A 12,824-nucleotide genomic window follows, 5' to 3' on the forward strand; every position below is an offset into this window, starting at 1 on the left:
TCCCCGCGCCAACGCCCCCGAAATCATCGCGCGAAGCGCACGAGAGCGCTATCCTAAGGGAATGACCGGCCCGGCCACCGAACTGCGCGAGCACTCCCCCGAATCATGGGGCGATCATTGGCTCGATGACGTCACCGAGCCCTCCGCGCCGGTTTTTAGCCGCCCCACGCAGCTGGCGATGAGCTCCTTCGCCGGCCCCGCGCGCGTCATCCGGCGCCTCTATAGCTTCGCCATCACCACTCCCGGCAAGCTGTTTACGGTTACCTTGATTCTCACCGTAGCGCTCGCGGCGGCCGGCTTTTCCATGTCCTCCTCCTCGGCCGCGCGCCACGATGATCTGGACACGCTGCTAGCCTCCACCGAGCCGATGTCCAACGCGGCGCACCACCTCTACACCAACCTGTCTTTAGCCGATACTGTCGCCACCACCGGCTTCGTCCAGGCAGGCGTGGAGCCGGAGGATAACCGCGACCGCTATAACGAGGCCATCGACGCCGCCTCCGTCGCCGCCACGCAGGCCATCGTCGGCACCTCCGCCGAAGATGAACGCGTGCGCGAGCTCGTCACGTTTATCCAGCGCAAGCTGCCGGTGTACACCGCCCTGGTGGAAAAGGCCCGCGTCAATCACCGTGCCGGCCACGCCGTGGCGAACTCCTACATGTCCAATGCCTCGGCGCTCATGCGCACCCAGATTCTTCCCGCCGCCGCGGAGCTGTTCACGCTGACCTCGGCGAAGGTGACCCAGCAACAGCAGCGCCTAACCCGCCCGCAGTGGGTGCCGCTTTCGGGCCTGGTCGCGGCGATCATTTTCCTCGGCTTGGCGCAGTGGTGGCTGTGGCGGCTGACCCGCCGCCGCTTCAACCGGGGTTTCGTGGTGGCCACGGGACTGTTGTTCCTGGCGCTGGTGTGGGCCGCTGGCTCCAACTTCGCCACGTGGGCCTCCGGCCACCAAGGCTTCGAGACGGTGTCGCGCCCCTGGGATTCGCTGACCGCCTCGCGCATTGAGGCCCAGCAGATGCGCACCTCCGAGACCCTGGCGCTGGTCCTGCGCTCCTCCCAACAGGACATGTCCGTGCACTTTAACTCCACGGTGTACTCGGTGGACCGGGCCCTGCGGGACTATGAGCAGGCGCTTGACGACGACGACTTCCCCTCCTCCGATCCTTCCTTGATTCCTCGTGCCAAGGAGGCCTTGGAGGATTGGGAAACCACCCACGATGCTTTCATGGAGGATCTCTCCATGGGCCACTACGATGCCGCGCTCTACCAAGCCACCGCCATCGATCCGGATGGTGACCCGACCGCCGCTAGCGCCTTCAATGCCGTGGATAACTCCCTGGCCGCGCTCATCGACCAAGCCCGCGACGCCATGCGCACCTACCTGGTTCAGGGACTCAACGCCATGACCATGGTGTCCACCGGCGTCCTCCTAGCCACGTTCGGCGCGATTATCGCCGTGTGGCTGGGTATTCGCCCCCGCCTGCAGGAGTACCTGTGATGCGCCGCCGAACCGACCACCGCCAGCACGCCACTGCGGCCGTGCTGCTGCTCAGCGCCGCCGTGGCACTCAGCGCCTGCGAGCCAGAGCCGCCCAGCACGCCGGATCCGATCCTGCCCTCCAGCGCGGATCTCAACTCCACCCCGGGGCCGCCGCTGCCGGAGGACGCCATCATCGAACCCGCCGGCACGGGAGAGGTGTCCAAGCAAAGCACCGCGGACGTTTACGGCTCCTACCGCCCGGACGATAAGAAGCCGGAGGAGCGCGTGCCCAACATCCTGGCGCGCGGCCGGCTCATCGTGGGTGTGGACCGCTCTAATAACCTGCTCAGCTACCGCGATACCGCCAGCGGCGAGGTCCGCGGATTCGAGGTCGATATCGCCCGCGAAATCGCCCGCGATATCTTCGGGGATCCCGACAAGGTGGACTTCCGCTTCGTGGAGGCCTCCGACCGCGCTCGTGCACTGAATGACCGCACGGTGGACATGGTCATCCGCACCATGACGATTAGCCCCGAGCGCCAACGCGAAGTGGCCTTCTCCATTCCGTATATGCAGACGGATGCGCGGTTGCTGGTGCTGAAGAATTCGGGCATCCATTCCATCGCGGAGGCCGCCGGGCTAACGTTGTGCGCGGCGAAAGGATCCACCATGGTGGACGCGATACGCAAACACTCGCCGTCTTCCGATATTTTGGAGACCCGCGCCTGGGGCGATTGCCTCATGGCGCTGCAGCTGGGACAGACGGATGGCATCGTCGTGGATGACGCCCTGCTGTCCGGCATGCTGGCGCAGGATAAATACACCGAGATCGTCGGCGATCCCTTGGAAAGCCAGAGCTACGGCGTGGCCGTGCGCAAACCCGATGCCTCCTATGACTCGCGCCCCCTCATCCGCCAGATCAACTCCACGCTGGAGCGCATCCGCCGCGACGGCACCTGGCAGGAGCTCTTTAACACCTGGCTGGGGAATTACATGGAGCAGCCCGTGCTCCCGGAACCGAAGTACCTCAACGAGACTCCGCCTGCCGAGGAATCACAGCCGAGCTCCACAGCCAAGGACCAGCCCGGCGAGAAGAAGGAGGGCCAGTAATGTCGCACCGCTTCACCGAGGATGAGCTCGATCACCTCACGCCCGAAGAGCACGAGGACGCTCAGCCCGACGCCGCCACGACCGCTAACCACCCCGCCGCCCACGACGTCACTAACGACGCCGCCACCGACGCCACTAACGACGCCACCCAAGCCGTGCGCTTCGATCCCTTCGCGGATGACGATGACGACTATTCGGAGGACCACCACCTCAGCGTCTCCCCAACAGATTCGCACAGCGCGGGAACAACAGCTGCCGGCGCCGCCGACGCCGAAGCCTCCGACCGCACCGCCGCCGTGCCCTTTGATCCCTTCGCGGACGACGATGACGATGACTACGAGGCCGCCACCGGCGCCCGCCTCTCCCCCGCGAATCGCGTGGGCACGAGCGGCACGGCGACGGGCCAACCCGACGATGGCGAATACGTCGACTCGGACAATATCGCCGCGCTCATCGAGGAGCTGGGGCAGCTGCGTGATCGCCGCAAAGCAGAGGACCCCTCGCAAGCCTCGCGGCGCCGCGCGCTCGATACCTTCCGCCAGCGCCGCAGCACCAAGCGCACCGACCGCGAAGTGGCCGATGGCATGGCCACCTTGCCCTTCGTTGTCCCGGGCAACCCGCGCGACGCGCTCATCGATCCCAAGGATGCGCCCCGCGCCGCCCCACCGCAGCTCAAGCCGGGCGACATGATGGCCGGCCAGTACGAGATCTTGGGCGTGCTCGCGCATGGCGGGCTGGGCTGGATTTACCTGGCCAACGACCACTTCGTCTCCGGGCGCATCGTGGTGCTCAAGGGCATGCAATCCACCAACTCCGCCGAGGAGACCGCCACCGCGGAGGCGGAGCGTGAGTTCCTCGCGGACATCACGCACCCGAATATCGTGAAGATTTTCAACTTCATCGATGACCCCCGCGTGCCCGGTGGCTTCATCGTCATGGAGTACGTCGGCGGCCCCTCACTCAAGCAGCGCCGCAACGACCAGGCCACTGACCGCTTCCCGGTCGACACGGCGATTGCCTATATCCTCGAAATCCTGCCCGCCCTGGACTACCTCCATGCCCGCGGCGTGGTCTACAACGATTTGAAGCCCTCCAACATCATCGTCACCGAGGACCAGGTCAAGCTCATCGACCTAGGCGCGGTCTCCGGCATCGGCGCCTTCGGCCACATCTACGGCACGCAGGGTTTCCAGGCCCCCGAGATCGCCACGCAGGGCCCCTCGGTGGCCAGTGATATTTACACCATCGGCCGCACACTGGCCTGCCTGACGCTGAAGCTGCCGGTGGAGGATGGCGTCTACAAGCCCGGCCTGCCTTCCCCCACGGAGGAGCCGCTGCTGCGCCGCTACCTCTCCTTCTACCGCCTGCTCTTGCGCGCCACAGATCCGGACCCACAGCAGCGCTTTGCGTCGGTCTCCGAGCTGCGCGACCAGCTCTTCGGCGTCCTGCGCGAGGTCATCGCGCTGCGCGATGGCATCCAGCACCCGGCCCAGCACTCGGTGTTCTCCCCGCAGCGTACGACCTTCGGCACGAAGCACCTGGTCTTCCGCACGGATCAGCTCATCGACGGCATCGACCGCACCGTCCGCATCACCGCCCCCGAGGTAGTTTCCGCGCTGCCCATCCCGCTGATCGTCCGCTCCGACATCGGCGCCCCACTGCTGCAAGGTTCCTCCTATACCGAGCCACAAGAAGCGCTGGAAACCCTGCGCCAGGCCATGCAGGCCCCGGAGTATGAGGAATCCGCGGAGATTCCACTCGGCGTAGTGCGCGCCATGATTGACTTGGGCTACATCGGCCAGGCCCGCGAGTGGCTGAATTCAATCGAAGACCGCCTGGGGAGGGACTGGCGTTTCCACTGGTACTCGGGCGTGACCGAGCTGCTTTTGGATAAGTACTGCGAGGCCCAAGCCCACTTCGCCCACGTCCTCGACGTGCTGCCTGGTGAGGCCGCCCCCAAGCTGGCCATCGGCGCGGTCAATGAGCTCATCCTGCAGCAGCTAGGTTTTTCGGAGGCCGCGCTGATCGACGCCTCCGTTGCCCGCGCCTGCGCCAACCTCACCACCTCGCTCGCGGATCTGCCCAACGACGCTTTTGAGGATCAGCCCGGCATCTGGGACCACGTCACCGATGACCCCGCCCACCTGCGTTTCAACTCGCTGCGCCTCTACGGCATCGTGTGGGCGACGAACCCGACGACTGTCTCCTCCGCCTTCGGCTTGGCCCGCCAGCTGCGCGCTGAGCACCAAGTTGAGCTCGCCGTGGCCACCTTGGATAAAGTCCCCAACGCCTCGCGCCACCACCGCATGGCCCGCTTGACCACGGTTTTACAGCTCATCGTCCACGATCTTTCCGAGTCCCGCATCCGGCGTGCCGCCCGCCGTTTGGAGGAGATTCCGCAGAACGAGCCGCGCTTCTTGCAGATCAAGATTGCGGTCATCTCCGCCGGGCTGACCTTCCTGCGCGAATCAGACCTCAATGCTGCGGCCTCCCCCAACGATCTCTTCGAGTTCCCCTTCACCCAGCGCGGCCTGCGCTACGGCCTGGCGGATACCCTGCGGGCACTGGCGCGCCAGGCGCCGTTCGCCCGCCACCGCTATGCACTGGTGGACCTAGCCAACAAGGTCCGCCCAGTCACGATGTTCTAGCCGCCAGCGCTACCGGCCGGCGGCATAGCCGACGCTCGGCTTAGTACAGCCCCGCCTCCCGGGCCATGGCGGCAACCTCCGCGGACTTCTGCGCGATGGCCAGCTCCTCATTCGTCGGCACCACGAAGACCTTGACCTGGGAATCCGCGGTCGAAATCATGCGCGGCTCCTTGGAGCGCACCAGGTTGGCTTCCTTGTCGAAGTCAATGCCGTACATGTCCAGGTTGTACAGCGAATCCTGGCGGACCTCGGTATCGTTCTCACCCACGCCGGCGGTAAACGTAATCGCATCCACACGGCCCAGCGCAATCATGTACGCACCAATGAAGCGGCGCAGCTGGTGAATGTAGATGTTGTAGGCCAGCCAGGCGTCCTGGTCCTCGTTGTTAATGCGCTCGCGCAGCACGCGGAAATCGTTCACACCCGCAATGCCCTTCACACCGGAGCGCTTGTTCAGCAAGTCATCAATCTCATCGATGGACATCCCTGCCTCACGCGAGAGGTGGAAGATGATTCCCGGGTCAATATCGCCCGATCGCGTGCCCATGGCCAGACCTGCCAGCGGGGTCAGGCCCATCGAGGTATCGATCGGGCGGCCGTTGCGAATCGCCGCCGCCGAAGCACCGTTGCCCAAGTGCAGCGTGATCTGGTGGACGTGCCCCGGGTCCATGTCCAGCAGCTTCGGCACCTGCTGCGAGACGAACTCGTGGGAGGTTCCGTGGAAACCGTAACGGCGGATGTCATACTGCGAGGCCACATCGTTGTTGATGGCGTACAGTGCTGCCGCCGGCGGCATGTGGTTGAAGAAGGCCGTATCGAAGACCGCCACGTGCGGGATGTCCGGCAGCAGCTTGCGCGCCACGCGGATGCCGTCCAGGTTCGCCGGGTTGTGCAGCGGTGCGAGCGGGATGAGGTCCTCGATCATGGACTCAATCTGGTCCACGATGAGCTGCGGCTCGCTGAACAAGCGCCCGCCGTGCACAACGCGGTGGCCCACGGCGATGACCTCGACATCCGTCGGGCCTACGCCGTGCTCGTGCATGATGCCGAAGGCGCGGTCAAGGCCGAAGGAGTGGGTAGGAATCTCCAGCTCTTCCTTGTATTCCTCACCGCCCGTCTTGACGGTCACCGCACCCTGCGGCTCGCCGACCTGCTCCACCAAGCCGGAGACCAGCGGGGTATCCGTGGCCGAGCTTTCCGGGTCCACCAGCTGGAATTTAACCGAGGAGGAACCCGAGTTGAGAACGAGTACGTACGCCATCTACTTCACCCCTGCCTGAATTGCGGTAATAGCCACCGTGTTGATGATGTCCGGAACGGTCGCGCCACGCGAAAGATCATTGACCGGCTTGTTCAGGCCCTGCAGAATCGGGCCCACCGCCAATGCACCACCGGTGCGCTGCGCCGTCTTGTAGCCAATGTTGCCGGCCTCCAAGTCCGGGAAGACGAAGACCGTGGCCTTACCCGCAACGTCGGAGTCAGGCGCCTTCTTGGCGGCCACGCCTGGGTCGCAGGCAGCGTCGAACTGCAGCGGACCATCCACCGCCACGGAAGAATCGATACCGCGGGCCACCTCAACGGCCTGCGCCACCTTCTCCACATCCGGCCCAGCGCCCGACGTACCCGTGGAGTAGGACAGCAGCGCCACGCGCGGGTCCAGCCCAAACTGCGCGGCGGTCTGCGCGGAGACAATAGCGATCTCGCCGAGCTGCTCCGGGGTGGGGTTCGGGTTCACCGCGCAGTCGCCGAAGGCCCACAAGCGGCCCGGCATCACCATGAGGAAGATGGAGGAAACCACGGAGGCTTCCGGCTTGGTCTTAATGATCTGGAAGGAAGGCTTAATGGTGTGCGCCGTGGTGTGCGCCGCGCCGGAGACCATGCCATCAGCCAAGCCCTTGTGCACCATCATCGTGGCGAAGTAGGACACGTCCTGCATGGTCTCGCGCGCCTGCTCCAGCGTCACGCCCTTCTTCTTGCGCAGCTCCGCGAAGTCCGCGGCGAACTCCTCCACCAGTGGGGATTCCAGGTGGTTGATGATTTCCACACCGGACAGGTCGATCCCGAGCTCCTGGGCGCGCTTCTCGACGTTCCCATCACCCAGAATCGTCAGCTTCGCCACCTTGCCCTTGATGAGCTCACCCGCAGCCTGAAGGATGCGGTCATCCTCGCCCTCCGGCAAAACGATGTGCGCTCCGACCTCGCGGGCCTGGTCCAGCAGCTGCTTCTGGAAGAGCTCGGCGGACATATAGGGCTCGATCTCCTCCAGGGAAGAAATCGCACCGGGAACCGAGGAAACGTCGGTCAACGCACCGACCACCGTAGCGCCCACAGAGCGCGCGTGGCCCAGCGCCAACTCCGCCGCGCGGGCGGGCGCGTTAGAAATCAGGACAAAGGGCAGGCCCAGGGCGGCCGCGGCCTTGGCATCAAAATCCATAACGCCTGTGCCCTGAAGGACCAGGTTGCCCGCGGGGGCATTTTCCAGGACCTCGCTGAGCGTGGTACCCAGGTCATCGACCTGGGCGAAGGTGGCCCCCAGTTCCTGAGCCACAGCAGCAACGTCCAATCCGTCGAAGCCGCGCCCAATGACGCTAATAAAGGCGGAATTCCGTGAGGACTTGGCGGTCATGAGAAACCTTTCTCTGCTTAGAAAGCGTGTACCCGGGCTCACAAACTGGGCACACAGTGACACTACGACACTTTCACAGTACGGGAACGCACCCCTTCGCGCCGCCAAAGTGAGGCTTCATATCCCCAACGTTGCAGGCCAACAACTCCCCACACCGCCATAGAGTGCGGTATCCCACAGAAACTTGCCCCTCGTGACCACTTCGGAGTAGGGTCCTAACCAGGATTGTTACTTCGGGCAAGACCTAGGCTCCCCACTCTTAGCCGCGTGGGGATGGTTCGCTATGAACCATTGTGGCCTAGGTCTTTTGTGGTTTTTAGCCACAGTGCCTGTCTACTCTCGAAAGGATTCTCATGTCGACAGAGACTCGCTCGGCAGCCGAAGCCATCTTGGATGGCATCGGCGGAGCAGAGAACATCACCTCTTTCACGCACTGTGCCACGCGCCTGCGCTTCGAGCTGGCTGATGCCTCCAAAGCCGATAAGGAAGCACTCGAATCTATCCCCAAGGTCATGGGCGCTGTGCCCCAGGGTGGCCGCAACTACCAGGTCGTCATCGGCGGCGACGTGGCCACGGTCTATGACGAGATCAACGCTCTCCCACAGATGAAGAACGCCGGCGCGTCTGCCGGCCGCTCCAACGATGACGTCAAGGCTGCTGCCCGTTCCAAGGCCAAGGGCAAGCTGCCGTGGATGGATACCTTCTTCGAGTACCTCTCGGATTCTTTCCGCCCCATCCTGGGCGTGCTGCTGGGCGCCTCCCTGGTTATTGCCTTCGCCGCAGTGCTGGATGCGCTAGGCGTCGTCGACTTCCGCGCTGAGGATAAGCCAGCCTCCTGGCTTTTCGTCGACGCCATGTGGCGTTCCGTCTTCTTCTTCCTGCCGGTGATGGTGGCCTATAACGCCGGCAAGAAGCTGCGCATCGACCCCTGGGTCCCCGCTGCGGTCATGCTCGCGATGTTCACCCCGGAGTTCACCGGCCTCGCCGACAACCCAGCCGTCCAATGCGTGACCAACGAGACGCTGTCTGCTGAGCAGTGCTCCATCGATATCTTCGGCCTGCCAATGCAGCTGCAGGACTACGGCGGAAATGTCTTCGTCCCGCTCATCATGGCCGCCGTCGCAGCGCTCTTCTACAAGGGTTTCCAGAAGCTCATCCCATCCGCGGTCCACATGGTCTTCGTCCCCTTCCTGACCCTGATTTTCCTCATCCCGCTAACGGCCTTCATCATTGGCCCCTTCGGCGTATGGGCCGGTAACGGCATTGGCGCTGGCCTGTCCTGGCTCAATGACAACGCTCCTTTCGTCTTCGCTCTGGCCATCCCGATGCTCTACCCGTTCCTGGTCCCGCTGGGTCTGCACTGGCCGCTCAACGCCCTCATGCTGGTCAACATCCAGACCTTGGGCTACGACTTCATCCAGGGCCCGATGGGCGCATGGAACTTTGCCTGCTTCGGCGCTACCGCCGGTGTGCTGGCCCTGTCCATCCGTGACCGCGACACCGTAATGCGCCAGACCTCCGGCTCTGCACTTCTGGCTGGCCTGCTGGGCGGTATTTCCGAGCCTTCCCTTTACGGTATCCACCTGCGCTACAAGCGCATCTACCCGCGCATGCTGGTGGGCTGCTTCGCCGGTGGCCTGACCGTCGCCCTGCTGACCCTGGGCTCCAACGGTATTACGACGAATGCCTTCGTCTTCACCTCACTGCTGACCATCCCGGTCTTCACCCCGATGGCCAAGTACGCCATTTCCATCGCAGTGGCTTTCTTCGTGGCATTCCTGCTCATCCTTTTCACCGACTACCGCACCCCGGAGGAGCGCGCTGAGGCCAAGGCCGCCCGCGAAGCCGCCGAGAAGGCCGAGCTCGACAACGCCAACAACGCCACGCTTGCCGACGCCCCCGCATCCGCAGGCACCGCTGCTGCCGGCGCCGGCGCTGGCGCTGCCACCGCAACCGCCACCAAGGCAGACGCACCGGCCCAGGCCGCTGAGCCTGCTGCTGGCACCACCACCGACATCGCCTCGCCGGCCGCCGGCAAGGTCGTCCCGATGGCAGAAATCGATGACCCGGTCTTCTCCGCTGGAACGCTCGGCGATGGCGTCGGCATCGTCCCTGAGGGCAACGACGTCTACTCCCCGGTAAGCGGCACGATCGTCAGCGCCATGAAGTCCGGCCACGCCTACGGCATCAAGACCGAAGACGGCGTGGAGGTCCTCGTCCACATCGGCATCAACACCGTGAAGATGAAGGGCGAAGGTTTCGCTCCGGCCGTCAAGAAGGGCGACACCGTCAAGCAGGGTGAGCTGCTGGCCACCGTTGACTTCGACAAGGTCAAGGAAGCTGGCTACGACACCACCATCGTCCTGGCCGTAACCAACACCAAGGCGCTGTCCGCCGTCACCCCGGCTGGCCTCAACCACGCCTCCGCCGGCGATACGGTCATCACCACGACCCGCTAAAGCACCCGCTAGGGAACCTTTAGCCCCCGTTTAACACACCCTGACTAAGCTGGCTCGATGTATCCACCATCGTGGCCGGCTTTAGTCGTTTTAACCTCAACCAGAAAGGTGCCTTGTGCAACTGTTGCGAGTGTTCAATAACAACGTCGTGCTCGCACGGCGCGGCGCGGAGGACGTCATTGTCACCGGCCGTGGCATCGGCTTCCAGGCAAAGCCTGGCACTGAGGTTGACCCGACCAAGGTAGTGAAGGTCTTCGTTCCTGACTCTGGCCGCGACCCGGATCACCTCGCCGCCATGATCGCCGGCATCCCCGGCGAGTACGTGCAACTGATCATCGACGCCATGCACTCCGTGGACATGTCTGAGGCTCTACGCAGCAAGCTCACGCTGGTCGTGGCGATTGCGGACCACATCCACGGCGCTGTCAGCCGTGGCAACACGGTGTCTTATCCCCTCGAGGCTGAGGTCCGCCACCTCTACGCCGAGGACTTTAGCCTCGCGCAGAAGTTACTCACCGCCATCAACAGTGGCCTACACACACCACTGGCTGCCGACGAAGCCGTGGCCATTACCCTGCACCTGGTCAACGCCGGCTTCGCGGTAGGAGACCTTTCCGGCACCTACCGCATGACGGGGTTGATTCAACAGATCCTGGCCGTCATCGGCTCCCACAACGGCACGGAACTCAACAGCGAGGACATCTCCGTCGCCCGCTTCATCACGCACCTGCGCTACCTGTTTGTACGCATGGCGGAGCACCAGCAGCTCGACTCTGACGACCGCCAAGTAGCCACCGCCATCTCCGCGCGCTACCCCGATGCCGTCGAGACCGCCCAGATGGTGGCCAACCTTATTGAGCTGCGCCTCGACAGCGCCCTAACCCCCGATGAGATCTCCTATCTGACGCTGCATATCGCCCGCCTGCAGGAGGCCTCCACCTAAGCAGTCTGCGGCGTAAGCAGTACACCTGCTTAGGCCGCTGGGACAGCTTAAGCCGCCGGTGCCTCAGCAGGCGCCTCGACGCCACCATCTACCGGTGCCTCAGCACCCTCCACCGGTGCCACCGGCTCCGCCACGGTGATGATGTTGTCTTCGTAGCCAAGCTGACCACCCACAAACTTGCCGCCACAGGTAATCAGGACCAAGCGGTTGTCTCCCTGCGTGTCATTGACCACGTCCGGGAAACCCGCCCCCTTCTGCAGTCGGTACGGCGCCTCGGTCACGCGGAATCGACGCTCCCCACCATCGATGAAGACGGTAAATTCCTGGCCTAACTCCATAGTGGTGAACTTCTCCGCGAAGCCCGTGCCCTGACCTTGGTAGTTGATGTGGCCGGTAATAACACTGGAGCCCACCGGACCAGCCTCGCCCGGCACTGCCGACGCGGAGTACCAGCCCAAGCGCTGTACATCGTGCGGGGGAATCAGCATGCCGGTATCAGTGACCTGAATCGGGTCCACGGCCGCGAACTCATCGTTAATGCCCAAGGACATCGCGCCAAAACCCCGAAACTCACCCGGCGCCGGTTCTACCTCGTGTTCCTGCTCGCCAGAGTCATCCACGAAGGGATCATTGTTCGTTGTCGGCGCTTCAGCTTCAACGCTCTGCGAGGTTGACGTCTGTTCCTCAGCCGCATTCGTCTCCGCGGAATCGTCTTCACTGCGGCCCGCATAGAGCACTAGCTGTACGACAACCAAGATAATCGCGATGAGCGCTGCAATACCGATGAGCAGCTTCTTGTTGCTCTTCCTCTCTTCACCTACCGGCTGCGCTTCGCTGGCGCGGTGTTCAGGTGCAGAGGACTCACCGGGATACTCCGGGATACCGTTCTTTTCACCATCATCAGTCATTTTCTATTCCTCGCTCCTAGCTTCTACGTTCTAGCTTCTGAGATTTAGCTTATAAAAATATTGGCTCTAGTTATTCGTTCTAAACAATAGACTAAAAATCAGACGACGAATCCCCTCCAGCGTTTTACACCCTGGAGGGGATTGTCCTCATTGTTCTCTGCCCCTACCAATCCCAACCCGTGAGGGCTGGGATGGTGTTGCGGTCTGGACTACTTGATGAAGTCCTTCATGCCTGGGTCAAGCTTCGTCGCACCAGAAGGTACGTGCTTGATCTCCACGCGCTCTGCGTTGGACGGCAGCGGCTGACCGGAGTCCTCCGGCGGAGTTGCGTCCAGGACAGTGACCTCGCGGTCATCGCGGCCGGTGTTGTCACCGGTCTCCTCGGTCGGCTCACCGTGGTTGTTGCCACGGCCGCCATCCTCGGTGACCTCAGTGTTGTGGTCGCCATCGTGGCCACCATCATGTCCACCGTCACCGCCGTTGCCACCATCGATGATGAGCTTGATGAGGCCCAGACCCGGGATGAGCAGCAGCCACCACGGAAGGTCAGACTTCTTCGAGCTGCCATCGTTGTCGTCCTCGTCCTTACCGTCGCCATCATCCGGAGTCTCAGTCGGCTTGGTCGGCTCAGTCGGCTTGGTCGGCTCAGTC

General features: G+C 63.5%; 9 protein-coding genes. 5 read left to right on the top strand and 4 right to left on the bottom strand.

Annotation, left to right across the window (positions count from 1 at the left end):
- Positions 1-61: 61 nt before the first annotated feature.
- Genes HMPREF3056_RS06660 through HMPREF3056_RS06670 form a run of 3 tightly spaced genes read left to right on the top strand, consistent with a single transcriptional unit; the run spans position 62 to position 5,237 of the window.
- Positions 62-1,498, top strand: coding sequence for a hypothetical protein (locus HMPREF3056_RS06660; RefSeq protein ID WP_046647166.1), 1,437 nt, complete (start codon positions 62-64; stop codon positions 1,496-1,498).
- Positions 1,498-2,589: a glutamate ABC transporter substrate-binding protein gene (locus tag HMPREF3056_RS06665; protein ID WP_070754371.1), complete on the top strand. Its 1,092-nt coding sequence runs from the start codon at positions 1,498-1,500 to the stop codon at positions 2,587-2,589. The genes HMPREF3056_RS06660 and HMPREF3056_RS06665 overlap by 1 nt, the downstream gene beginning before the upstream one ends.
- The gene (locus HMPREF3056_RS06670; protein WP_070754372.1) at positions 2,589-5,237 is read left to right on the top strand and encodes a serine/threonine protein kinase; all 2,649 of its coding nucleotides are present in this window, start codon (positions 2,589-2,591) and stop codon (positions 5,235-5,237) included. Before HMPREF3056_RS06665 ends, HMPREF3056_RS06670 begins: the two co-directional genes overlap by 1 nt.
- A 40-nt stretch (positions 5,238-5,277) precedes the next feature.
- Here the strand turns inward: HMPREF3056_RS06670 and HMPREF3056_RS06675 are convergent, their stop codons facing one another.
- Together HMPREF3056_RS06675 and pta are read right to left on the bottom strand one after the other, a co-directional pair.
- A complete protein-coding gene (locus HMPREF3056_RS06675; RefSeq protein WP_070680012.1) occupies positions 5,278-6,498 on the bottom strand; it encodes an acetate kinase in 1,221 nt (406 codons plus the stop codon).
- On the bottom strand, positions 6,499-7,863 hold the full coding sequence (pta, locus tag HMPREF3056_RS06680; RefSeq protein ID WP_070754373.1) for a phosphate acetyltransferase: 1,365 nt from the start codon (positions 7,861-7,863) through the stop codon (positions 6,499-6,501).
- Between the two features lie 353 nt (positions 7,864-8,216).
- On the opposite strand from pta, the gene HMPREF3056_RS06685 reads away from it, so the two are divergent.
- Both HMPREF3056_RS06685 and HMPREF3056_RS06690 read left to right on the top strand, forming a co-directional pair.
- Positions 8,217-10,322, top strand: coding sequence for a glucose PTS transporter subunit IIA (locus HMPREF3056_RS06685; RefSeq protein WP_070754374.1), 2,106 nt, complete (start codon positions 8,217-8,219; stop codon positions 10,320-10,322).
- Between the two features lie 115 nt (positions 10,323-10,437).
- Positions 10,438-11,265, top strand: coding sequence for a PRD domain-containing protein (locus HMPREF3056_RS06690; protein ID WP_070754375.1), 828 nt, complete (start codon positions 10,438-10,440; stop codon positions 11,263-11,265).
- 47 nt (positions 11,266-11,312) lie between these two features.
- Here the strand turns inward: HMPREF3056_RS06690 and HMPREF3056_RS06695 are convergent, their stop codons facing one another.
- On the bottom strand, positions 11,313-12,173 hold the full coding sequence (locus HMPREF3056_RS06695) for a class F sortase (protein WP_070754376.1): 861 nt from the start codon (positions 12,171-12,173) through the stop codon (positions 11,313-11,315).
- Between the two features lie 209 nt (positions 12,174-12,382).
- Positions 12,383-12,824, bottom strand: a 442-nt coding sequence (locus HMPREF3056_RS13470) for a hypothetical protein (protein ID WP_210401780.1), incomplete at its 5' end; no start/stop codon positions are given.

This window comes from Corynebacterium sp. HMSC056F09, from assembly GCF_001815785.1.
Taxonomy (GTDB): domain Bacteria; phylum Actinomycetota; class Actinomycetes; order Mycobacteriales; family Mycobacteriaceae; genus Corynebacterium; species Corynebacterium hiratae.

Bases quoted from the DNA above. Each gene is read 5' to 3' on its own strand.
- HMPREF3056_RS06685 (WP_070754374.1), top strand. From the start codon at position 8,217: ATGTCGACAGAGACTCGCTCGGCAGCCGAAGCCATCTTGGATGGCATC.
- HMPREF3056_RS06665 (WP_070754371.1), top strand. From the start codon at position 1,498: ATGCGCCGCCGAACCGACCACCGCCAGCACGCCACTGCGGCCGTGCTG.
- HMPREF3056_RS06675 (WP_070680012.1), bottom strand. From the start codon at position 6,498: ATGGCGTACGTACTCGTTCTCAACTCGGGTTCCTCCTCGGTTAAATTC.
- pta (WP_070754373.1), bottom strand. From the start codon at position 7,863: ATGACCGCCAAGTCCTCACGGAATTCCGCCTTTATTAGCGTCATTGGG.
- HMPREF3056_RS06660 (WP_046647166.1), top strand. From the start codon at position 62: ATGACCGGCCCGGCCACCGAACTGCGCGAGCACTCCCCCGAATCATGG.
- HMPREF3056_RS06670 (WP_070754372.1), top strand. From the start codon at position 2,589: ATGTCGCACCGCTTCACCGAGGATGAGCTCGATCACCTCACGCCCGAA.
- HMPREF3056_RS06695 (WP_070754376.1), bottom strand. From the start codon at position 12,173: ATGACTGATGATGGTGAAAAGAACGGTATCCCGGAGTATCCCGGTGAG.